Origin of the sequence: Nocardia sp. CA-119907 (assembly GCF_050955995.1) — a bacterium.
Classification (GTDB): domain Bacteria; phylum Actinomycetota; class Actinomycetes; order Mycobacteriales; family Mycobacteriaceae; genus Nocardia.
In genome coordinates, this window is record NZ_CP192091.1 from 8,983,026 (window position 1) to 9,006,650 (window position 23,625).

18 protein-coding genes are annotated in these 23,625 nt (G+C 66.5%); 9 read left to right on the plus strand and 9 right to left on the minus strand.

Annotated elements, in window-relative coordinates; all coding sequences use genetic code 11:
• Positions 1–6: 6 nt before the first annotated feature.
• A complete protein-coding gene (locus tag ACQP2D_RS40275; protein ID WP_433681133.1) occupies positions 7–1,149 on the minus strand; it encodes an MBL fold metallo-hydrolase in 1,143 nt (380 codons plus the stop codon).
• Positions 1,149–1,874, minus strand: a complete 726-nt coding sequence (locus ACQP2D_RS40280; protein WP_433681134.1) for an enoyl-CoA hydratase — start codon at positions 1,872–1,874, stop codon at positions 1,149–1,151. The genes ACQP2D_RS40275 and ACQP2D_RS40280 overlap by 1 nt, the downstream gene beginning before the upstream one ends.
• 91 nt (positions 1,875–1,965) lie before the next feature.
• Here ACQP2D_RS40280 and ACQP2D_RS40285 point away from each other — a divergent pair, with 91 nt between their 5' ends.
• Positions 1,966–3,093, plus strand: coding sequence for an NAD(P)-binding domain-containing protein (locus ACQP2D_RS40285; RefSeq protein ID WP_433681135.1), 1,128 nt, complete (start codon positions 1,966–1,968; stop codon positions 3,091–3,093).
• Between the two features lie 8 nt (positions 3,094–3,101).
• Here the strand turns inward: ACQP2D_RS40285 and ACQP2D_RS40290 are convergent, their stop codons facing one another.
• The 6 genes from ACQP2D_RS40290 to ACQP2D_RS40315 form a co-directional block, all read right to left on the minus strand.
• Positions 3,102–3,953, minus strand: a complete 852-nt coding sequence (locus ACQP2D_RS40290; protein ID WP_433681136.1) for an aldo/keto reductase — start codon at positions 3,951–3,953, stop codon at positions 3,102–3,104.
• 105 nt (positions 3,954–4,058) lie between these two features.
• The gene (locus tag ACQP2D_RS40295; RefSeq protein WP_433681137.1) at positions 4,059–5,603 is read right to left on the minus strand and encodes a carboxyl transferase domain-containing protein; all 1,545 of its coding nucleotides are present in this window, start codon (positions 5,601–5,603) and stop codon (positions 4,059–4,061) included.
• A 31-nt stretch (positions 5,604–5,634) separates the two neighbouring features.
• Positions 5,635–6,237 carry a GTP-binding protein gene (locus tag ACQP2D_RS40300; protein ID WP_174414979.1) on the minus strand — a complete coding sequence of 201 codons (603 nt, stop codon included), beginning with the start codon at positions 6,235–6,237 and terminating at the stop codon, positions 5,635–5,637.
• Positions 6,218–6,592, minus strand: coding sequence for a DUF742 domain-containing protein (locus ACQP2D_RS40305; protein ID WP_040686485.1), 375 nt, complete (start codon positions 6,590–6,592; stop codon positions 6,218–6,220). The genes ACQP2D_RS40300 and ACQP2D_RS40305 overlap by 20 nt, the downstream gene beginning before the upstream one ends.
• Positions 6,593–6,599: 7 nt before the next feature.
• Entirely contained in the window at positions 6,600–7,013 is a 414-nt protein-coding gene (locus ACQP2D_RS40310; protein ID WP_011207200.1) for a roadblock/LC7 domain-containing protein, read from the minus strand.
• The gene (locus tag ACQP2D_RS40315; protein WP_433681138.1) at positions 7,010–10,930 is read right to left on the minus strand and encodes an ATP-binding protein; all 3,921 of its coding nucleotides are present in this window, start codon (positions 10,928–10,930) and stop codon (positions 7,010–7,012) included. Before ACQP2D_RS40315 ends, ACQP2D_RS40310 begins: the two co-directional genes overlap by 4 nt.
• A gap of 445 nt (positions 10,931–11,375) precedes the next feature.
• Here ACQP2D_RS40315 and ACQP2D_RS40320 point away from each other — a divergent pair, with 445 nt between their 5' ends.
• The 4 genes from ACQP2D_RS40320 (at position 11,376) to ACQP2D_RS40335 (ending at position 16,244) form a co-directional block, all read left to right on the plus strand.
• Positions 11,376–13,385, plus strand: coding sequence for an AMP-binding protein (locus tag ACQP2D_RS40320; RefSeq protein ID WP_433681139.1), 2,010 nt, complete (start codon positions 11,376–11,378; stop codon positions 13,383–13,385).
• Positions 13,386–13,524: 139 nt separating this feature from the next.
• The gene (locus ACQP2D_RS40325; RefSeq protein WP_433681140.1) at positions 13,525–13,911 is read left to right on the plus strand and encodes a hemophore-related protein; all 387 of its coding nucleotides are present in this window, start codon (positions 13,525–13,527) and stop codon (positions 13,909–13,911) included.
• Positions 13,912–14,122: 211 nt separating this feature from the next.
• On the plus strand, positions 14,123–14,842 hold the full coding sequence (locus tag ACQP2D_RS40330) for a response regulator transcription factor (protein WP_433681141.1): 720 nt from the start codon (positions 14,123–14,125) through the stop codon (positions 14,840–14,842).
• Between the two features lie 7 nt (positions 14,843–14,849).
• Positions 14,850–16,244: a sensor histidine kinase gene (locus ACQP2D_RS40335; RefSeq protein ID WP_433681142.1), complete on the plus strand. Its 1,395-nt coding sequence runs from the start codon at positions 14,850–14,852 to the stop codon at positions 16,242–16,244.
• An 87-nt stretch (positions 16,245–16,331) separates the two neighbouring features.
• On the opposite strand, the gene ACQP2D_RS40340 is transcribed toward ACQP2D_RS40335, so the two are convergent.
• Positions 16,332–17,165: an LppX_LprAFG lipoprotein gene (locus tag ACQP2D_RS40340; RefSeq protein ID WP_433681143.1), complete on the minus strand. Its 834-nt coding sequence runs from the start codon at positions 17,163–17,165 to the stop codon at positions 16,332–16,334.
• A 431-nt stretch (positions 17,166–17,596) separates the two neighbouring features.
• Between ACQP2D_RS40340 and ACQP2D_RS40345 the strand changes: the two genes are divergently transcribed.
• The 4 genes from ACQP2D_RS40345 (at position 17,597) to ACQP2D_RS40360 (ending at position 23,576) form a co-directional block, all read left to right on the plus strand.
• Positions 17,597–19,066, plus strand: coding sequence for a cytochrome b5 domain-containing protein (locus ACQP2D_RS40345; RefSeq protein ID WP_433681144.1), 1,470 nt, complete (start codon positions 17,597–17,599; stop codon positions 19,064–19,066).
• 163 nt (positions 19,067–19,229) lie between these two features.
• Positions 19,230–20,339: a type III polyketide synthase gene (locus tag ACQP2D_RS40350; protein WP_433685909.1), complete on the plus strand. Its 1,110-nt coding sequence runs from the start codon at positions 19,230–19,232 to the stop codon at positions 20,337–20,339.
• Positions 20,340–20,366: 27 nt separating this feature from the next.
• Positions 20,367–22,244, plus strand: a complete 1,878-nt coding sequence (locus ACQP2D_RS40355) for an ATP-binding cassette domain-containing protein (RefSeq protein ID WP_433681145.1) — start codon at positions 20,367–20,369, stop codon at positions 22,242–22,244.
• 159 nt (positions 22,245–22,403) lie between these two features.
• Positions 22,404–23,576, plus strand: coding sequence for a hypothetical protein (locus ACQP2D_RS40360; protein ID WP_433681146.1), 1,173 nt, complete (start codon positions 22,404–22,406; stop codon positions 23,574–23,576).
• Positions 23,577–23,625: the final 49 nt, after the last annotated feature.

The window sequence follows — 23,625 nt, forward strand, 5'->3', positions numbered from 1 at the left end:
AGGTGTTCACCCCATATCCTCCCACCAGGAATCACCGGTGGGCAGACCATCGGGATCGACGCGCTGTCCCGGCATGGGCACCGCGACCGCGGTACCGGCCGCCCCGGCCGCCTCGACCATCCGGCGTACCGGCTCCGACCAGCCGTGGAAGGCCAGATTGAAGGTCGCCCAGTGGATGGGCACCAGCAGCCCGTACCCGGGATCGCCGACACACAGATCGGCGTGCGCCCGCACCGCCTCCTCCGGATTCATATGCACATCCGGCCATGCCTCGTCGTAGGCCCCGATCGGCAAGAGCGTCAGATCGAATGGGCCCAGCGCGGCACCGGCCTCGGCGAAAGCCTTGGTATATCCGGTGTCACCGCCGAAGTACACCCGGCGAGTCGGGCCGACAATGGACCAGGACGCCCACAGCGTGGTGTTGCGCACCAGTCCGCGACCGGAGAAGTGCCGCGCCTCGGTACAGGTGAGCACCAGATCGGTGCCATCGCGCTCGCGTCCCAGCGATGCGAGGGAAATCGAACCGCCCCAATCCAATTCGACGATCCGATGCTCCGGCACACCCCAGTGCCGCAGATGCGCTCCGATACCGATCGGCACCAGAAAGGGCGCGGCCTGGCCGAGTACCAGCTGGCGAATGGTGGCCTTGTCCAGATGGTCGTAGTGATCGTGCGAGATGAGCACCGCGTCCACCGGCGGCAGCTCCGATAGCGGCGTCGGCACCGGATGCAGCCGGGCCGGACCGACCAGCGCGGACGGCGAAACCCGTTCGCTCCAGACCGGATCGGCCAGAATCCGGTACCCGTCCACCTCGATCAGGGCCGACGCGTGCCCGTACCAGGTGACCGCGAGATCGGCGGCCTCGGTCGGCACCTCGGGGGTCGCCAGCGGAACCGCGGCGCGCGGACGACCGGCGTTGCGCCGGGTCAGCACCGAAAACAGCAGGGACGGAGCCGCACCCGAGACGAACTGGGTGCTCGGCTCAGTGTTGTGGAATTGCCGATTGCGGTAGCTCACCGCGCCGGTGGCGTAGGGCTGGATGGCATTGATCGACGCGCCGATCGCGGAGGGAATATCCCAGACCGCACGCACCACCCAGGTGATACCGACCGCGCCCGCCGCCGCTGCGAAAAGTTTTCCCAGTTTCATTATCGCCCCACGAATTTCGCCGCACGCTTCTCTTGCCTGGCCAATCGTCCCTCCTGGGCGTCCTGACTGGTCCACGCCGCCTCCAGCGCCGCACGCTGCTGCGCATTGTCCGGATCGCGGGTGCCGTCGTCGTTGAGTACCAGCTTCATATGACGTAGCGATAGTGGTGCTAGTTCGGCAATCGATCGGGCCCAGCCCTGCGCATCGGCCAGGGTGCCGAGCCGGTTCGCGAAACCGAAGGAGTAGGCGTCGGCGGCCGGTATCGATTCCGCGCCGAGCAGCATGGTCCGGGCCGGACCGCTGCCGATCAGCGATACCAGCCGCCGCACGGTCCAGCGGTCGACGGTAATGCCGAGTTTGGCGGCCGGGATGGCGATATAGGCGTCGGGTTCGATGACCCGCAGGTCCGCGGCCAGCGCGATCTGCACGCCCGCGCCGACCGCGGCGCCATTGATCGCCGCGATCACCGGGACCGGTGCCGATTCGATGGTGTGCAGCATATCGAGCAGGGCGCCGAGGAAGTCGTCCGAATGGACACCGGACAGGTCCGCGCCCGCACTGAAGATCGGTCCCTGGCCGGTGAGCACGATCACCCTGGCATCCTCGGCCGCGGTCGACACCGCATCTCGCAACCGTGAGACGAGTTCGATGTTGAGCGCGTTACGCCGCGCCTCGCGCTGTAGTTCGATGGTGACAACGCCACCATCGCGGCTAACTCCGAGCATGCATAGCTCCCCAACTGACCGGTTCGAGTGGTTACATCAACTCTGCCATAGGTGGCGGGACATACCGACCTTGCCGATACGATCTCGGCTTGTGCCGACAGACTTCTCCATCCTGGTGATCGGTGCTGGTCAGGCCGGACTGTCGGCCGGTTACCACCTGCAGCGTCTCGGATTGCGCCCCGAACAGGACTTCCTCATCGTCGATCACGCGCCGGGGCCCGGTGGAGCCTGGCAGTTTCGCTGGCCATCGCTGACCTTGACCACCGTCAACCGGGTACACGACCTGCCGGGGATGTCGTTCGCCGAGACATTGCCGCCCGATTCCGACGCCGTACCCGCGGCGACCGCGGTGCCGCGCTATTACGAGCTCTATGAGAAGCGCTTCGATCTGCGGGTCCGCCGACCGGTTTCGGTGACCGTGGTCTGCGACCGCAATGCGGACGGAACCCCCTGTGCCGCGGGACCGGACCTCGCGGCCGGGCGGGGCACGACGCTGAATGTCGAGACCGATGCCGCGGGCACCATCCGGGTACGCGGCCTGATCAATGGCACCGGCACCTGGGAGCGTCCTTTTATTCCGCACTATCCGGGCGCGGAAACCTTCGCCGGACGGCAGCTGCACACCCGCGACTACCGCACCGCCGACGAATTCTCGGGCAAGCATGTCGTCGTGGTCGGCGGCGGGGTGTCGGCGGTCCAGCTGCTCGATGAGATCTCGCAGGTCACCGCCACCACCTGGGTGACACGGCGGGAACCGGTATTCCGTGACGGGCCGTTCGCCGAGGCGCAGGGCCGCGCCGCCGTCGCCATCGTGGAGGACCGGGTGCGGCGCGGGCTGCCCCCAGGGTCGGTGGTCTCGGTCACCGGACTGCGGCTCGATGATCGGCTGCGCGCCGCGCAGGTCCGCGGTGCGCTGACGCGGCGGCCCATGTTCGCGAGCATCGAACCGAATGGGGTGCGCTGGGCCGACGGCTCGTTCCAGCAGGCCGATGTGATCCTGTGGGCGACCGGATTCCGCAGTTCCCTGGACCATTTGGCCCCGCTGCGCCTGCGCGGCGCCGGCGGTGGCATCACCATGACCGGCCGCCTCGCCACGCAGGTAGCGGTCGACCCGCGCATACATCTGATCGGCTACGGCCCGTCCGCCAGCACCATCGGCGCCAATCGGGCCGGACGCGCGGCCGCCCAGGAACTCACCGAGTACCTGGGATTGCGATAGCGAGAGCGCTACATCCCCGCGGTGAAAGTGGCCGGATCGGGACCGATCCGGGCTCCGCGGTCCAGCGCGTTGATGGCCTCCATCTGTTCGCGGGTCAGTTCGAAACCGAAGACATCGAAATTGGCGGCAATGCGCGATGGGGTGACCGACTTCGGGATGACGATGATGCCCAACTGCAGATGCCAGCGGATGATCACCTGGGCCGGGGTGCAGCCGACCTGGTTGGCAATGGCGACGATGGTGTGATCGTCGAGCAGCGTGCCCTGGCCGAGCGGACTCCACGCCTCGGTGGCAATGGCGTTCGCATCGTGGAAGGCGCGAAGCTCGCGCTGGGCCAGCCGGGGATGCAGTTCGATCTGGTTGACCACCGGAATCTCGCCGGTCTCGCCGATGACGCGCTCCAGGTCGCCGACGGTGAAGTTCGAGACGCCGATCGAGCGGACCCGGCCGTGCGCCTTCAATGTCTGGAACGCCTTGAAGGTCTCGACGTAGCGATCGGCCTGCGCCATCGGCCAGTGGATGAGGTAGAGATCGAGATAGTCCAGACCGAGCCGGGCCATGCTGACGTCGAAGGCGCGCAGCGTGGAGTCGTAGCCCTGTTCGGAATTCCACAGTTTGGTGGTGACATAGATCTCATCGCGCGGCAGCCCGGATTCCCGGATGGCACGGCCGGTGCCCTCCTCATTGCCGTAGATCGCGGCGGTGTCGATGCTGCGATAGCCCGCCTCCAACGCGGCGGTGACGACCGGGTAGACGTCATCGGGCGGCACTTGGAACACACCGAAGCCGAGCTGCGGGATCACGTTCCCGTCATTCAGCACGATCGAGGGGATGGTGCAGGTCTCGCTTCTGAAGGTCACAGTCCGACCGTAGAAGTGCCGTGGCGAGTCGTCAACGAAAACCCTCCGCGTGTTGACCACCGGTTTGCTGGCTGGCACGCGATTTGCCTTGATAGTCGGGGTCACTCAGGACTCGGGCAGACCGAGGCGGCGGTATCGGGTGCGCCGGGACGTGCGCAGTTCGTCCAGTGGTCGGGCGCGCAGGCCGGTCAGCTCCTCGGCAATGGCGGCAACCATGCGTCGAGCGAAGTCGACCGGTTCGTCGGCGGCGTCGGGAAATTCCGGGACGATGCGATCGACCACACCGTCGGCCAGCAGGTCCGCGGCCCGAATGCCCTGCGCCGCGGCCAACTCCGGGGCGTGGGCGGTGTCGCGGTAGACGATCGCGCTGGCTCCCTCCGGGGGCAGCGGCGCGAGCCAGCCGTGGGTGGCGGCCAGAACGCGGTCGGCCGGAAGCAGCGCCAGTGCGCCACCGCCGGTGCCCTGACCGAGCAGGATCGAGATGGTCGGGGTGTCCAAGGTCACCAGATCCGCGATGCAGCGCGCGATTTCCGGTGCGAGCCCGCGCTCCTCGGCCTCCTTCGACAGAGCCGCGCCGACCGTATCGATCACCAGCACCAGCGGTATCCGCAACTCCTCGGCAATCGCCATACTGCGCCTCGCCTCCCGCAGCGCGGCCGGTCCCATGGTGTGTTCGCCCTGCTGCCCGGAGCGATCGTGGCCGAAGACCACACACGGCTGGCCGCGGAATCGGGCCAGCGCGTGCACGATCGTGCGATCGGACTCCCCCTGGCCGGTGCCGCTGAGCGGCACCCGTTGCGTCACATGGCGCAATAGGTCACGAATACCCGGCCTGCCGGGACGGCGCGAGATCCGCACCGAATCCCACGCCGGGACAGCGTCGTTCGTCTCCGCATCACCCCCGGCGACACGATCCGATGACGCGCCGGTGAGCCCGCGCACCGGCGCCGCCCAACCGGATTCGGCCGCAACGGGATCCGGCACGCCGCTCAGAACGCTCAAGGCGCGGTGCGCGATCCGGCGGAATACCGACACCGGCAGCACCCCATCGATCACACCACTGTGGTAGAGATTCTCCGCGACCTGCACGCCCTCCGGAAAATCCCGGCCGTACAACGCCTTATAGACGCGCGGGCCGAGAAATCCGATCAGCGCACCGGGTTCGGCGAAGGTGATATGCCCGAGCGAACCCCAGGATGCGAAGACGCCACCCATCGTGGGATTGCGCAGATAGACCAGATACGGATGTCCGGCCGCCTTATGCGCCGCGACCGCACCCGCGATCTTCACCATCTGCACGAAAGCGACTGTGCCCTCCTGCATCCGCGTGCCACCGGAAGTCGGCGACGCGACCAGGGGCAAACCGAGCTCGGTCGCGCGCTCGACCGCGGCAACGATCCGCTCCGCCGCGGCCACACCGATCGAACCCGCCAAAAAGCCGAACTCGCAGGCGATTACGGCCACGCGACGGCCACGCAGCAGACCTTCACCGGTGAGCACGGACTCATCGGTCCCGGCCGCCAGCACGGCCTTGCGCAGATCCGCGCGGTACCGCGGGGACGCGGCCACCGTCACCGGTGGCCGGTCCCAGCTGATATACGAGTCCGAATCGAGCAATTGCCCGAGCAGCTCCCGCGCGGAAATACTCACCGAGCGAGCTTAGCCACTCGCTCCGCAGGGCTCAGTAACCCTGCATGACCTTGCGCAGGGCGTATTCGGTGAGCGAAACCAGCGCCTGCTTGGCGGGCTCGCGACGGCGGGCGTCGATGGACAGGATCGGCACATCCGCAGGCACCGCGAGGGCCTGACGGATGTCCTCGATCGGATACCGCGGTGCGTCGTCGAATTCGTTGAGCGCAACCAGGAACGGCAGGTTGCGCGCCTCGAAGTAGTCGACTGCGGCGAAGCTGTCCTCGAGTCTGCGGGTGTCGACCAGCACCACCGCGCCGATGGCGCCGCGGATCAGGTCGTCCCACATGAACCAGAATCGGTACTGGCCCGGCGTGCCGAACAGGTACAACACCAGATCGTCGGCGAGGCTGATCCGGCCGAAGTCCATTGCCACCGTGGTGGTCGACTTCATCGGAATGCCGGTCAGATTGTCGATTCCGGTGCTGGCATTGGTTACCAAAGCCTCGGTGCGCAGCGGAACGATCTCCGAAACTGCACCAACCAACGTGGTCTTGCCAACACCGAAGCCGCCCGCGACGACAATCTTCGCAGAAGTTGGCTTACTGGTACGGGTATCGACCTGCGCCGTCGAATCAAATACGCCGGAGTCCACTGAGAACCCTTTCGATCAGCTCGCGACGCTCATCGTCGCTGGAATCGTCTTTCAAAGTCGCCGACACTCGCACATGCCCGGCCTCGATGAGGTCGGCCACCAGCACGCGGGCCACCCCAATGGGGATACCCAAACGCGCTGCCACTTCGGCAACGGACGGCGATTCTCTGCACAACTCCACGATGGACGTCTCGATGTTGGTCAGTTCGAACTGCCGCTCCAAGGCGACCGGATGCGATGCGACGAGTGCCTCCAACGCCAACTCGACCGCGGGCCGAGTACGGCCCGCAGTCAAGGAGTATGGGCGAACGAGGCTGGGCTCGGCGCTCCCCATGCGGTGATCGTCTATGTCCATCCCACCATCAGGAACCCATCGTGACGCGTGGCGTGGCCTGCACCGTCTGACCCACACGTTCGACCAACAGGGCCATTTCGTAACCGACCTGGCCGATATCGCAAGAAGTATTGGTCAGCACCGCGAGATAGGAACCGTCGCCGACTGCCATGAGTAGCAGGTAGCCATGCTCCATCTCGACCACCGACTGCAGCACGGTGCCGCCTTCGAATAGGTTCGAGACGCCCACCGAAAGGCTGGCAAGTCCGGCGGTGACAGCCGAGAGCTGTTCGGCACGGTCCACCGGCAGCTGCGCGCTCGCCGCCATGAGTAGGCCGTCAGCCGAGACCAGGACGGCATGAGCTACGCCAGGAACCTCGTTGGCGAAGTTCGAAACCAGCCAATCCAGCTGACGATTCGTACCACCTAGATCGGGGTTCATCGGTCTCCTTTATCTCCGGTTAGGTTCATTGCCTTCATTGCGCGGCCATCCCGGACGCCCTGCTGGTGACGACTCAAGCTGGACCTGATCGTTTCTGGATCGCGACGCGGCGCGCGATCGGCGTTGCCGTTGACACCACCGGGGACCAGCCTTCCGCCCGGATTGCGTTGCGGCAACCCGGCAGCCGTCTTTGTTTCGGACTGGGCCTCGCTCGCGCGGCGTGCGGCCTGCCACCCTTCGTCACCCGGCGATTCGAAGGAGGCCGCCACCTGGGACCGGTCCGTATTCGGATCCGAGAGCCACGCCGACATCATCTCGGCGAAGATCGGGGTGCCGCCCATTACCGAATCAGAATCGACCGCTGGCTGCAACCTGGTCTGGAAGAAAGACGCCGCCTTCTCCGGATCCGGCTTGAAGCTGTGCCGCCCCGGATCGCGCGGTGCGGTCGAGGTTCCGTTCTCGGAGATCGCGGGCACCTCACCGCCGGGCGCGGGCCGGGTCAGACCGCGATCACGCCGCGGCAGCGCGATACCCGGGGGGACTTCCTGGCGTGGCAGTGCGGTCGCACCCGGCTCACGCTGGGGCAGACCGGGTATACCCGGCTCCCGCTGCGGGAGCGCGTCGCGAGACGGCAAGCCATCGCGAGACGGCAGGCTATCGCGGGACAGCAGGCCATCACGCTGGGGCAGACCGCTCGGCGGTTGGGTACCCGACGGCCGCTGCGGCAAACCGTTCGGTGCCTCGCGCTGCGGCAGATTCGCCGCGGGCGACTGACGCTGCGGCAGACCGCCCAGACCCGAATCGCGCTGCGGCAGACCGCTGGGGGCCGAATCACGCTGCGGCAGACCGGTCGAACCCGGCTCACGCTGCGGCAGACCACCACCCAAAGCCGAATCACGCTGCGGCAGACCACCGGAGGCGGGATCGCGCTGCGGCAGACCGCCCAGACCCGAATCACGCTGCGGCAGACCACCGGACGCCGAATCACGCTGCGGCAGACCGGTCGAACCCGGCTCACGCTGCGGCAGACCACCACCCAAAGCCGAATCACGCTGCGGCAGACCACCGGAGGCGGGATCGCGCTGCGGCAGGCCCGAACCGGTATCCCGCTGCGGCAGACCGCCCAGACCCGAATCGCGCTGCGGCAGACCGCTGGCGCCGGCTTCGCGCTGCGGCAGACCATTCGACCCGGCTTCGCGCTGCGGCAAGCCGTTCGGCGTCTCGCGCTGCGGCAGATTCGCCGCAGGCGACTGACGCTGCGGCAGACCGGTCGCACCGGGCTCACGCTGCGGCAGACCACCCGAAGCCGATTCCCGCTGCGGCAGACCCGAACCGGCATCCCGCTGCGGCAGACCCGAACCCGTATCGCGCGGCGGCAGGCCCGAACCCGTATCGCGCGGCGGCAGACCGGTCACACCGGGCTCACGCTGCGGCAGACCGCCGGCACCGTCGCGCGGCGGCACACCGTTGGTGCCCGGCTGACGCTGCGGCAGACCACCACCGGCCGGACCACCCTCGGGCTGCGGCGCCCCACTCGTACCGGGCTGACGCTGTGGCAGACCACCGGTACTCAGATTCCGCGGCGGCAGACCGCCACCGGAGATGGTCGGCTCGGCGCCGGGCCGGTTCGGCGGCGGACCGCCGGGAGTGACATTGCGCTTGGGCAGGCTCGCCGCGGCGAGCTTGCCGCGCTGCGGACCACTCGGCGCCGGTCCCGGCGCGGGGCGCAGGGAAGAACCCGACTGTGCCGAATCCTGACGCAGTCCGGAAGCTCCAGCGCCAGAGCCCATGGTCGAGCCGGGCGAACGCTGCGGCAGACCACCCGCCGCCGCCGGAATCGGCCCGCTCGTCGCGGACGGCGCCGGACTGCTGACCGGAATCGGGCCGCTCACACCGGGATCGACGGTAACCATGACATTGCCGCCCGGCGTCCTGGTGATCGCCCGCATCTGCATCGACGACGGAGCCGACGGCCGCTGCGGAGCACCGGCGGCGACCTGCGGCGTCGCCGCCTGCGGCATCGCGGTGGTCTGTCCCTGTCCGAGCACAATGAGCTTCATCGGTACATGCACGGTAACCGTCACACCGGGATCCCGCGCGGTATCGAAGGTCGGACGCAGCCGCACCGTGAGTCCGTGCCGCTCGGCCAGTCGGCCGACCACGAAAAGACCCATGTGTCGGGCGGTGTCCGGACCGGGTTCGGCGGTCTGCTCGAGCCGCCGGTTGATATCGGCCATCTCGGCGGGCGGCATACCGATGCCGCGGTCCGCGACCTCGATGAGCATGCCCTGGTCGTGCCCCTGCGCGAAGGTGAACTTCACGTCGGTCTCCGGCGGCGAGGCGCGTAGCGCGTTGTCCAGGAGCTCGGCGAACAGATGCGCCATATCCGAGGCGGCGGGCTCGACCAGCGAACCACGCGGCGTCGCACCCAGCTTCACCCGTTCGTAGTCCTCGACCTCGGAGATCGCCGCACGCAGCACGTCCGCGATCTCGACCGGCGCGGACTTGCTGCGCCGCTGCCTGGTACCCGCGAGAATCAGCAGGTTGTCGCCGTTACGGCGCATACGAGCCGCGAGATGGTCCAGCCGGAACAGGTTTTCCAGCAGGCGGGGATCCTTCTCGTCGTACTCCATCGCCTCGATCAAGCTGAGCTGGTGGTCGACGAGCGACTTGGACCGCCGGGCCAGGGTTTCGAACATGTCGTTGACCTGGGCACGCATCTGCGCCTGGTCACTGGCCAAACGCAGCGCCTGGCCGTGGATGTCGTCGACGGCGCGGGCCAGCTGACCGATTTCCTCGGTGCTGCGGATCGGCATCGGCTCCAGCGGCACGTCCTCCGGGGACGCGCCGTTGCGCAGCTGGGCGACCTCGTGCGGCAGATCGCTCTCGGCGACTCGCAGCGCCGCGAGGCGCAGCCGGTGCAGTGGCACGATCATCGAGCGCGCGACGAAGACCGCGAGCAACAGCGCGGCGAGAATGGTCGCGATGACGACCGCGGTGTAGGTCCACGCATCGGTGTTGGCCGTGGACACCAGCGAACTCATCGCCGAGTCGATGTCCTTGGTCGACTTGTTGACCACGCGCTCGTAGACATCGAGGCTGCCGGTCAGCGAGTTCTTCAGATCACCGACCGGGATCTTGCCCGACTGTGCCTCCGGGCTGGTCAGCAGCGAGATCCGATTATCGATACCGGCGCGCAGGTCGGCGATCGAGGAGTCGGCGTCCGGGAAGCGGTGGGCGAGCACGTTGAGCATCGCCCGCTCGGTATTGGCCGCGGTGAGGGCGCTCTGAATACCGCTCGCCGAGCCGCGCAGCACCTCGGGGAAGGCGGCGACCTCACCGACCAGTGCGGCACGGGTGTTCAGCGAGTCGACCAGCCGCAGCTTCGCCTGTTCGATGGCCTGGTCGCTGACCTGGCCGACCGTGGTCTCGACGATGTGCACACTGTCGTTGCGGACCCGGTCGATCATGCCGATGACTTCGGCCGGGGTCTGCGTCGTGACGTTCTTGCCCTGGGCGCGCACCGCCTTGGCCTGGTTGATCATGCTGTCCAGCGACGCGCGAGCACCCGCGACACCGTCGACTTTGCCGACCGACTGCTCGGCATCGGCGATGACCTTGTCGAGGTCCGCGAGGTTCTTATCGGACACGATCGACACGTTCGGCATGATCGAAATCATCTGCGAACCCGCCGTCGTCGCCGTCTGCGCACTCAGCGCGGTGACGGCCGGAATCGCCTCGATGTTCCCAGCGGCGGCGTCCAGTCGGTTCGCGTCGGCGAACTCGGTGGTAATCCTGGACACGCCGAGCCCAACCGCGACTGCCAGCGGAACGGCCAAGACCGCCGTAACCTTCCAGCGCAAGTCCCAGTTGCCGAGCGCCCAGCGTTTGCTGCCGGACCTTGCGGCGTCACGCATCTCCCACTCACTTTCCAAACTGGCCCCAACCACGTGCCATCAGCGAACCTAGACAATCGCATGCTGGCTCGACAGGCAGAGCTGGCCGAGGAACTGCGGCTGGCCGAGAAATTGCGTCTACGACGGCCCAAATAAGTGACATCAGATTCTAACGGATCAATAACAGCTTGGGTGACGTTGAGTATGGCTACGGGCCTTGACCTGCCAATAATTGGCAAAACCAAAGGTCGCGGCACCCACCCGGGCGTCGCGTGAAGTCTGCCACAATCGTGCTGATCTATCGAGGCGGGCATCGAGCGAGGCTAGGGAGCACGGTTTGAGCACTGCATCGCGCAGCGATTCGACGGGGGGTGGCGGTCGGGAGACGGGTGGGCGCACTGCATCGCGCAGCGATTCGACGGGGGGTGGCGGTCGAGAGACAGGCGGGCGGCACGAGTACCGGCCGGTGTATCAGACCTCCCTGGTCGACCCCGCCGAATTCTGGGCCGAGGCGGCCGAGGCGATCGACTGGGAGGTCCCGCCAACCCAGATCGTCGACACCACGGCTCGCGCGATGGCCAGGTGGTTTCCGGACGCTCGCCTCAATACCTCCTTCAACGCCCTCGACCGACATGTGCGCGGTGGCGCCGCGGACGAGGTGAGCCGGGCCGATCAGCCCGCCCTAATATACGACTCTGCTATGACCGGCACCAGAGGCGTTTTCAGCTACGCCGAACTGCTCGCGGCGGTTGCCGAATTCGCCGGTGCGATGGTCCGTTTGGGCGTCTCGGTGGGTGACCGCGTCGTCATCTACCTGCCCATGATCCCCGAGGCCGTGATCGCCATGCTGGCCTGCGCCCGCATCGGCGCGGTGCATTCGGTGGTCTTCGGCGGCTTCGCCGCACCCGAGCTCGCCGCCCGCATCGATGATGCCGAGCCTGTGCTCATTGTCACTGCCTCGGGCGGCTTGGAGCCGGGCCGGGCGGTCGACTATCCGCCGATCGTGCTGCAGGCGCTGGACCTCGCCGAGACCAGCGCGCCGCGCCACGTGATCGTGAAACAGCGCCCGCAGTTCCCGACGATCCACTTCCCCACCCCGCAGCCCGCGACCGAATCACTGCCGAGCTCCACCCAGACCATCGCGGCGCAATGGCTTGATTGGGACGACGCTGTCCGAGATGCGCCACCCGCCGATCCGGTGCCGGTCGCCGCCACCGATCCGCTCTACATCCTCTACACCTCGGGCACCACCGGGAAGCCGAAGGGCGTGGTCCGGGACAACGGCGGACATGCGGTCGCCCTGGCCTGGTCCATGCGCAACATCTATGACCTCGGTCCCGGCCAGGTGTTGTGGGCCGCCTCCGATGTGGGCTGGGTGGTCGGCCACTCCTACATCGTCTACGCGCCGCTGCTGGTGGGCGCGACAACGCTGCTCTACGAAGGCAAGCCGGTCGGCACTCCGGACGCGGGCGCGTACTGGCGGGTGGTCGCCGAGCACAACGTCCGGGTGCTGTTCACCGCGCCGACCGCGCTGCGTGCCATCCGCAAGGCCGATCCCGATGCCGAGCTGGCGCACCGCTACGACCTGTCCTGCCTACGCGCGCTGTTCTGCGCCGGGGAACGCCTCGACCCGGCCACCTACGAGTGGGCCAGCGAGGTATTGCTCGCCGACCGGCCGGACTGCCCGGTGGTCGACCACTGGTGGCAGACCGAGACCGGCTGGCCGATCTGCGCGAATCTGCTCGGCCTCCAGCAGCTTCCGATCAAGGCGGGTTCGGCATCGGTGCCGGTCCCCGGCTACCGGCTGCGGGTGCTCGACGCCGAGGGCAATCCGGTCGCGCCGGGTACCGAGGGCAATATCGTCATCGGGCTACCGCTGCCGCCCGGCACGCTGACCGGGCTATGGCGCGACGAAGAGCGTTTCCAGCGTTCCTATATGTCGGCATTCCCCGGCCATTACCTGACCGGTGACTCCGGATACTTCGACGATGACGGCTACCTCTACGTACTCGGCCGCAGCGACGATGTGATCAATATGGCCGGGCACCGGCTCTCCGCCGGCAGCATCGAGGCCGCCATCGCCGGACATGTCGCGGTCGCCGAATGCGCGGTGATCGGGCTGCCCGACGAACTCAAGGGCCAGCGGCCCATCGCATATGTGGTGCTCAAATCCGGCGTCGACATCGATCCGGAGCGCCTACGCGAGGAACTGGTCGCCCGGGTGCGCGAGCAGATCGGCGCGATCGCCACACTGCACGACGCCGTCATCGTCTCCGCCCTGCCCAAGACCAGGTCGGGCAAGATCCTGCGCAAGACCATCCGCCAGATCACCGCGGGCGATACCTACGAGGTGCCGTCCACCATCGAGGATCCCTCGGTGCTGGCCGCACTGGAAGTGCAGATCCGGGCCAGCCATCCGCAGGAGTCGGGATCCGAAGTCGTCGCTCCGAACGGCGATCCCATTGTGCCGTCATAACTTTGCGGCACCGCGGCGTTTCACCCCTTAGGGAATCCTCAGGGATAGCTCACACCTGTGCCAGCGCTGGGCAATAGCGTCTGAGGCGCTGGACCACAGCATTGATCGAAGACGTAGACCCGTAGATCTGGAGGCACAGATGAAGCTCTTCCGCAGTCGCCCGGCCGTCGCAGCTCTCGCCGCAGGCGCAACGGCCAGTGTTGCCGTGTTGCTCTCCCCGGCCATCGCGGCCGCGGATCCGATGACACTGGCCGGGCCGCTGCTGAGCTCCGACTGCAGCTTCGCGCAGGTGGACGCGGCACTGCACGCCAAGGCTCCGCAACTGGCGGCGATGCTCGACGCCAACCCGACCCAGAAGGCCGAATTGCAGCGCAAGTTCGACCAACCGGTCGAGCAGCGCCGCGCGGAACTCCAGGCAATGATCAACGAGAACCCGGACGCCGCGAAGGATGCGGAGAACGATCCGCGCGCCAACGGTCTGGCGGAGACCATCCGCACGGTGGCCGAAACCTGCCACAACTACTGAGCACCCGCCTCCCCGAATGTCCCACCCCGACCGGCCGACTGATTTCGTAAGAACACGGGTAACTCGTCGGGCACGCCCAGAACCCTGCCACGATCGCAACCGTCGGCCCGCGACGTAAGCCGGCCGCATGCCCGACGGCCGGCAAAAGATTCGGAGAGGCGGGGGAGCACCTGCTGGTATGGCCGAAGATTCGGGGAGGTGGCGGAGCAGAATGAACGATGTGACCACCGAACGCAGTGCGAACCCGACCGTCCTTGTCGTCGACGATGACGAGGACGTGCTCGCATCGGTCGAGCGTGGGCTGCGCCTGTCCGGCTTCCAGGTGCGGGTCGCCAGGGACGGCGCCGAGGCGCTGCGCAGCGTGACCGAGCAGGCGCCCGACGCGGTGGTGCTCGATATGAATATGCCAGTGCTCGACGGCGCGGGCGTGGTGACGGCTTTGCGCGCACTCGGCAATGACGTCCCGATCTGCGTGCTCAGCGCCCGCGCCTCCGTCGACGACCGGATCTCCGGACTGGAATCCGGTGCCGACGATTATCTGACCAAGCCGTTCGTCCTCGCCGAATTGGTGGCGCGGATCAAGGCCTTGCTGCGCCGTCGCTCGGATGCCCCTGCCCCCGCCACCCCCGGCGCGATCACGGTCGGGCCGCTCGAGGTCGATGTCGCCGGATACCGCGCGCTGCTGAACGGACGCGAAATCGAACTCACCAAGCGCGAATTCGAATTGCTGTCCACCCTGGCGCGCAATGCGGGCGTGGTGCTGAGCCGTGAGCGGCTACTGGAATTGGTGTGGGGCTACGACTTCGCCGCCGATACCAATGTCGTCGATGTCTTCGTCGGATACCTGCGGCGCAAGCTCGAGGTGGAGCGCACGCCCCGGCTCCTGCACACCGTCCGCGGCGTCGGGTTCGTACTGCGGGCGCCCAAGTGAGTGCGCCATGACACCGGAGCCCCAACTGCCCACCGGTCCAGCGACTCCCGCGAAACGGCGGCGGCGCACCTTCTCGCTGCGTACCCGGGTGGCCGGAGCGGCAGCGGTCGGGGCGATCATCATTGTCACGATCATCGGCGTGCTCTCCTCACAGGCCATCGAGCGCAATAATCTGGCCCAGACCGATCGGCAGCTGACCATCGCATCGCGACTGGTGCTCATCGATTCGGTGCTCGCCGTCGGCGTGCTCGGACTGGTCGGTCCGACCTATGACATGGCGGTGACGGTCCGCGATAACAACACGATCGTGGCGAGCACACCCATCCGCCTGCCCGAACAGCCGATCGGATCGCATTCGGTCACCGTGAACGGCACCCCGTTCCGCGTGCTCACCACCACCGAGAACCAACCGGCGGGACGGGTTGTCTCCCTGGGTATTCCGGCCACCGACGCGGCACGAGCAACCGCTGAGCAACAGCGTTTGGTGCTGGCCGGAGCCGGATTGGCGATCGCCACCGCGGCCGCACTCGGCTGGCTGCTCGCGGGCCGCGCGGTGCGCCCGATCGTCGATCTCACCCGACAGGTGGGTGCGCGCAGCGGATATCGCGATCCGGACAATCCGCAGGCGCCGGTCGACGGATCCGGGGTCAAGGAGGCGGAGAAACTCGCCGAAGCCGTGAACACCCTGTTGCAGCGGGTGGATCAGGCGCAGAGCGAAACCGCCGCCGCACTGGAAACCGCACGGGATTTCGCGGCCGTCTCCGCACATGAACTGCGCACGCCGCTCACCGCGATGCGCACCGATCTCGAGGTGCTGCGCACCCTCGACCTGGACGAGGCCCAGCGCGCCGAAATCCTGGCCGACGTGCAGCGCAGCCAGGGCCGCGTCGAAACCACCTTGGCCGCACTGGAACGTCTGGCGTCCGGTGATCTCACGCACGAGCGCGATCACGTAGCAACCGATGTCGGCGACCTGTGCGATCAAGCCGCCCACGATGCCATGCGGCACTTCCCCGGACTGAGCGTGCGCATCGACACCGATGCCGAACTGATCACTCGCGGCCTGCCCGCCGGACTGCGGCTGGCCGTGGACAATGCCCTGGCCAACTCGGTCAAACACGGCAGTGCCACCGAGGCGGTGGTCTCCGCGCACCGAATCCCCAATGGCCACATATTGATCACCGTCGACGACAATGGCCGCGGCATTCCCGTCGAGGAGCGCACCGCCGTCTTCGAACGATTCTTCCGCGGCAGTCAGGCCAGTAAGGGCGGCTCCGGACTGGGTCTCGCCCTCGTCGCCCAACAGGCCCAATTGCACGGCGGCCGGGCCTATTTCGACGACAGCTCACTCGGCGGCGCACGGTTGGTGCTCGAGCTGCCGGAACGCAGGGCCGAGGCCTGACCGAGCCGAAAACGCGAACCGGCCCGGAATGCGCCGACGACAAGTGCCGCCGTCGCGCTTCCCGGGCCGGTTCGCCGAGTCGAAGTCCTACTTCGGAGGCGCGGTGACCTTGACCGGCTTACCCCACGCCGACAGCGTCACCTTGATGGTGCCCGGATCCCGCTTGACCACTGCCTGAACCAGATTCGGGCCGGTGCCGGGCGAGGCGGCCTGCGACGGCAGCGCCGATGCAGAACCCGACGGCGGCGCGACATCCGCGATCCACAGGGTGATCGGGAACGAACCGGACGGGTCACCCGACTTGGGCACGATGGGATCGATCACCGAGGAGTCGATGGTGCCGGACACCTTCACGGTGTCGGTGCCGTCGAGCTTTTCGCGACCCTCCACCTTCGGGTTCTTCACCTGGGCGATGAGGTTGGCCAGACCCTTGTCCTTGTCGAGGATTACGCCCGGGTCGTAGATCTGCTCGGCCGGACCGACTTTGGCGTATGCGGAGGAACCACCGGTCTGCGCGTACATCACCTTGTCGACGACCAGGAACTTGGCCTGGATGAAGTCGGCCTCGGGCTTGGTCCGCACCTTCGCCTCACCGATCGCCTGACCGGCGCCCTGCGGCTGGTTGGTCACATCCGCCGAGACGGTCTCGACCGGGAGGTTGGTGAGGTTGTCCACCTTCAGATTCAGGTGCACGGCCTGCAGAGTCTGGGTGGTCCTGGCGGACTCCTGCACGATCTGCGCCGCATCGGGCAGTTGGCCCGAAGGCGGTGCGGACGAAGTGGTGGACTTCGAGTCGGAGCTGGAGCTGCAACCCGTCACCAGCGCCGCGAACATCGACGCCGCGACCACTGCGGGCACGAGTCCCGGTCGGCGAAGCCGGATTCGGTGCGAGGTGCGTGCTCGCGCTGTCAGATCACTCAATGTTCTGCCCCCAGAAGAGTGCGAGGTCGATACGACCGGGTGGTTTGACGGGGACAGCTGGTGCTGCCGCCCGGTGTAGTGCAGCATTTTGCGTCGCCAGATTAGCCTGTCCCACAGGCCGACTCGACCCGGTTCGCAAGGCGAAGTCCAGGCGAACCGCACATGCCGCGGGTGCCGACGTTACCCTTGGTTCGGTCTTCTCGCACAGATCGGGGGGAATCCGACGCGAAAGTTACCGGGTTAAGGGATTGTTTGGTGAGATGTAAGGCGCTGGAAGCACGATGCTGTCATGAACGCTCAGGCAGTGCGTGCGACTTCGGAGGGACATCCGGTTCACCGGATGAAGCGCCCCCGCGCCTGTCCGCGATACACGCCATAACCCCGGGGCCGACAACGGCTACCGAACCGCGGATCAGACACGGAGGAATGCGATGACGAACAGCCAGCCAGAAGCGGAGGAGCGGAACTTCCGTAGACCGCCCGGCCCGCCTCCTGGTGGCCCGCAAATCTCAAATGTGTGGGTATACAACGGAAAAGCCTACGATCTGAGCGACTGGATCTCCAAGCATCCCGGCGGCGAGTTCTTCATCGGGCGAACGAAAAATCGCGACATCACGTCCATCATCGGTTCCTACCATCGCGATCCGGAACGCATCGGACGAATGCTCGAGCGGTATGCGCTCGGCCGCGACGCATTGCCCGAGGACATCCATCCGAAGAACAACGCACCCGATTTCTTGTTCAAAGAAGGCTTCGACAGCTGGCAGGACACCCCAAAGTACCGATTCGACAACAAGGATGATCTGCTCCACCAGGTGAAGGCGCGGTTGAAAGAGCCGCAGCTGGCCGCGCGCCTGCGGCGCATGGACACGATCTTCAACATCGTGGTGGCGGTGCTTGCCGTCGCGTACTTCGCGGTCCAGGGGTTGCGCCTGTTCGAGCGCAGTTGGATGCCGTTGCCGGTCTTCGTGATCGCGATGGTGCTGCTGCGCAGTTCGCTGGCCGGATTCGGCCACTACGCGATCCATCGGGCGCAAAAGGGCCTCAACAAGATCTATACGAACACCTTCGATTTCAATTATGTGGCACTGGCTTTCGTCACCGCGGACGGACACGCACTGCTGCACCACCCGCACACCCAGAGTGAAGTCGATATCAAGAAGAACGTCTTCACCATGATGATGCGGGTGCCGCGGTTGTACCGAGTGCCTATTCACACCCTCCACAAATTCGGTCACACGGTGACCGGCATGACGATTCGACTGCTCGATGTCTGCCGGCTCACCCGAAAAGTCGGCATCAAGGACATGTACGGAACGTGGGGCGGAGCGCTGCCACACTTCGTCGGATCGTTCGGGGTGCGCGCACTTCTGCTCGGCGAGTTGGTGGTATTCACGATCGCGGGCGATTTCTGGGCCTGGGCACTGCAATTCGTGGTGACGTTGTGGATCAGTACCTTCCTGGTCGTCGCGAGCCATGATTTCGAAGTGGAGACCGAGGAACTCCCCGCATCCGATACCGAAGACTGGGCCGTCAACCAAGTGGAGCAGGCCTATGACCTGAAGGTGCTCGGGAACCGTTATATCGACTGCTTTCTCGCGGCCGGGCTGAGTTCACATCGCGTACATCATGTGCTGCCGTTCCAGCGCAGCGGATTCGCCAATATCGCCACCGAGGACGTATTGCGTGAGGAGGCAGCGAAATTCGGGGTCGAGTGGCTGCCGGCGAAGAGCTTCTTCACCGATCGGTTCCCGAAACTCTGCCGCACCTATCTCCTGTCGCCCTCGCGCGAGGCGGAGGAACGGAATTGGGGCTTCATCCGCGAGCACTTCGCGCCGGGGGCACTGAAGACCTGCGCGGTCTACACGGTTCAGGGGTTCACCGGAATCGGCACGGTCTGAACCGATTCCGCTGACCGATCGACCGATCGAGCCGCGCTCCGACGGCGGCGCCGATCACCATTTTCACAAGAACGGGGAGAATTTCGTGTCTATCACCATCGATGAGGGAACGTCGGCGGCTCGCCAGGGGAACGAGTTCGGCCACAACCTCGCCGAGCACGGGCTGCCACCGGCGCCGCCGACCACGGTCGGCGTGATCGAGAGCATCGCGACCGGCGCGCCGAGTCGGCACGTCGCCCAGGACGATGCCGCCGACCGGGTCGCCGAGCTGTTCTCCGATCCGCAGCAGCGGACGCGGATCTCGCGGATCTACCAGAAGACCAAGATCGACACCCGGCGCCTGGTCGTCGATCCGCTCGATCCCGAATTCCTGCCGTTCAGTAGGGATCCCGGCACGATCCGGGACCGGATGAACTTGTACTACCGGCACGCGGTACCACTGGCCGTCGATGTCGCCGGGCGGGCGCTGGCCGGAATCGAGGACGCGGCGGCGGAGATCGGATTGCTCGTCTTCGTGACCAGCACCGGTTTCATCGCCCCCGGCGTCGACGTCGCCGTGCTGAAACAGCTCGGGCTTTCGCCGTCGGTGGGCCGGGTCGTGGTGAACTTCATGGGGTGTGCGGCCGCCATGAACGGTATTCGCACCGCCGTGGATTATGTTCGGGCGCATCCGGATAAGAAGGCCATGGTGGTGTGCCTCGAGCTCAGCTCGGTGAATGCGGTCTTCGACGACAATGTCAACGATGTGATCATCCACAGCCTGTTCGGGGACGGATGTGGAGCGGTCGTGATCGGCGCGGGTCGGGTCCAGCAGCCGCTGGCGCCCGGCAAAGTGGTGATCCGGGACAGCTTCAGCCAGCTCTTCGACGGCGCGGAGGACGGCATCGTGCTCGGCGTCAACCACAATGGCATCACCTGCGAGTTGTCGGAGAATCTGCCCGAGTACATCTATTCCGGGGTCGATCCCGTGGTCACCGATGTCCTGCGCCGCAATGGTTTGCAGAAGTCCGATATCGATCTGTGGGCAATCCATCCCGGTGGGCCCAAGATCATCGAGGAGTCCGTGCATTCGCTGGGGATCGCACCGGAGCGGGCGGCGCTGAGCTGGGATGTGCTGGCGAAGTTCGGGAATATGCTGAGCGTGTCGCTGATCTTCGTGCTGGAACAAATGATTCAGCAGGAGGTGGCGAAGCCGATCTCGACCGGTGTGGCGTTCTCCTTCGCCCCGGGGGTCACCCTCGAAGGCATGATCTTCGACATCATTCGCCGGTAAGCACCGGCCTCAAGGAGCGCAGCAACCATGCAACTCATCCGATTCCTCATCTCGATCTCCTGGATGCGGATCGCGTCCGTCATCGCCGCGGGCCTGATCTGCGGTGCGGCCAATACCTATCTGGTGACACTTATCCGGGGGGTCGTGTCACCGGAACCGCATCCGAATGTCAACCTGCAGAACTTCGCCCTGACCGGCCTGGTCATTCTGGTCAGCGGCGTCGCATCGCAGGTGCTGCTGATCCGCCTGGCCCAGGACGCGATCTACCGGCTGCGCGCGGATCTGAGTTCGGGGATCGTCGCGGCTCCGCTCGAGCATTTGGAACGGCTCGGCATGCATCGTCTGATGGCGACGCTGACCGAGGATGTGCGCTCGCTCTCGCAGGCGGTGACCGCCATCCCGAGCATCTGCATCGATGTGGCCACCATCATCGGCTGCTTCGTCTTCCTGCTGGTGGTTTCGGGCCCGCTCTTCGCGGTCACGGTGGCGGGCACGCTGCTCGGAATCGCCTGTGTCGAGCTGATTCTGAAGCGGGTGCGCAATATCTATCGCGAGGCGCGCGAGAACGAGGACGCGCTGCTGCGGTCGTACCAGGCGGTGACGCTCGGCATCAAAGAGTTGAAGCTGCATCGGGGGCGGCGCCGGGACTTCATGGATCGGCATCTGCTCGGTTCGGCCGCGACGCTGCGCGCGCAGAACGTCGACGCCGGATCCAAATTCTCGGTGGCACAGGGATTCGGGCAGGCGCTGCAACTCGGCACCATGGCGCTGATCCTGTTCGTACTCGTGGCACCGCTGGATCTGTCGCGCGATGTCATGGTCGGCTATGTCCTGGTGACGACCTTCCTGGCCATGCCGATGCAGAACTTCATGCACCGCATCCCGGACCTGCTGCGCGGTGATGTGGCGCTGGCGAAGATCCGCGCCATGAACCTGTCCATGCAGACCATGCACAACGAGGAGCAGTTGCCGTTCACGGAACGTCCCGCCGTCGACGAGGCGCGGCTGGTGCTGACGAATGTGCACTACAGCTACCGGATGGAGCCGCCGCCGCCGTTTCCGCCCGGTCCGGGTGCACCCGCGCCCGGTGCGCCACCGCCTGGTCCGGGCGCGCCGCCGCCGGGTCCCGGCGCACCCGGTCGCGGCGCGCATCCGCCCGGCCGTGGTCCACGCCCCGGCGGACCGCGACCGGATGTCAACGGCCATCGGTTCGTCGACCACAGCGGGCACGACAATCGGCCGGTACCGCTCGGACCGCCGCCGGAAACGGGCAACGGCGAGTCCGGATTCCGGCTCGGCCCGCTCGACCTGGTCTTCGAACCCGGGCAGATCACCTTCATCGTCGGTGGTAACGGCAGCGGCAAATCCACACTGGCCAAGCTGATCACGGGCCTGTACGTGCCACAGTCGGGGGCGCTGTCGCTCAATGGCGAGCCGATCGACCATGAGAACATCGAATGGTTCCGGCAGAACTCCTCGGCGATCTTCACCGACTTCCATCTGTTCGAGGAGTATCTCGGCTTCGATCGGCCGGGACTCGACCATGAAGTGCGTCGCTATCTCGAGGAATTGCAGATCGCGCACAAGGTGACGGTGCAGGACGGGCGGTTGTCCACCGTCGATCTGTCCCAGGGCCAACGCAAACGGCTCGCGCTGTTGACCGCCCTGCTCGAGGACCGGCAGATCTATGTCTTCGACGAGTGGGCCGCCGATCAGGAGCCGAAGTTCCGCGAAGTCTTCTATCGGGAGATCCTCGTCGACCTCAAGAAGCGCGGAAAGACCGTCATCGTGATCACCCACGACGACAGGTACTTCGACTGCGCCGACCAGTTGGTCAAGCTCGATTTCGGCCGCATGGTCGATGCGAAGCCGGTCGAGGAGCGCGCCGGGCTCGAGCTTTCCTGACCCGAATTCTCCTGCTGCCCTTACCGAACTCTCAGAGTTCGGCCAACGTTGAAGCCATTGCGGACCTCTAGGGTCTGCAGACGTGACTGAGCGCAGCGAAGGAACCAAAGACACAGCACCGTCGGTCACGGCGGAGCCGAGCGCTAGCGAGGCGGAGTTGTGACCGGAAATCGCGCCCGCTGGGCCCTGTTCGCCGTTGCCGTTCTCACCGCCGGCGTGCTCGGAGGCACCATCACCGCATGCACACGAGCGTCCAGCGCACCGAGCGGTATCGCCCTGGTGAACGCCGATACCGGACCGACGGGTGCCCGCATCGCCCAGGCGCTGCAGCAGGAGGGCGGCGGTTACGAGTGGACCGTCGGCAAGCCCGGTGACATCAATGCCGACGACTACGCGGCGGTGATCACCCTGCCCGCTGATCTGACCGAATCCATGGGCACGCTGGCGAGCGCACAGCCCAAACGGGCCAAGGTCACGGTGGATACCCATAAGGGTGCCGATACGAACCTGGTGAACGGCGCGGTGAATACCGTCACGCACCGGGTCGGCGCGGCCGGAGTGGACGCCGCCCTCGCCGCGGTCGCGCAGGCGCGCACGCAGATGACCTCGGTGCAGTTCACCACCCAGTTGCTCAATGCCGGGGTGAACGCCGCCGCGGCGGGTGCCGATCAGTTCAGCTCGGGCGCGGATCAGCTGCTCGGCTTCCTGAGTTTCGCCAAGGAGGGTTCGGCACAGCTGACTTCGGCCATCGCGCTGCTGAACTCGACCGTCTCCGGCGCGGCCGCGCAGGCGAATCAGCTTGCCTCGGCGCTGGATTCGACCGGTGTCACGATCGGGCAGGTGCAGCAGACCGCGAATACGGTGAGCGGCGGACTCGATCAGATCCTGCCGCTGCTGCGCGCCCTCCCCTTCGCCGGTGATCCGCAGGTGGCCGACATCATCGGGAAACTCGAAGGGCTACGCAATGTTTCGGGTCAGGCCGGATCCCAGCTGAGCGGTCTCGGCGAACTGGTCGGCAGCGCCGTCGATCCGAGCACCGATCTCGGCACCCTGCTGCGCACCGTGGTCGACCGGTTGACCGGTGCCAGTGCCCAATTGGCCGAGGGCGCCGAACTCGCCAAGGGCCTGCCGCAACTCGCCGATCAGGGCGGGGCCCAATTGGTCAGCGCCATCGGCCAACTCACCGGCGGCGTCACCCAGCTCCAGCAGATCGTGACCAACCTCAGCACCCAAACCGATAAGGCCGTCGCGGCCCTGCCTCAGCGCAGCGCCGGCCAGCAGTCCGCCCTCGCCCTCGCGCTCACCGACCCGGTCGAAATCATTCGCAACTGACGCGTCCGGCTTCGCCCGAGCCCGCCCGAGAAACGATTGTGGCTCGTGC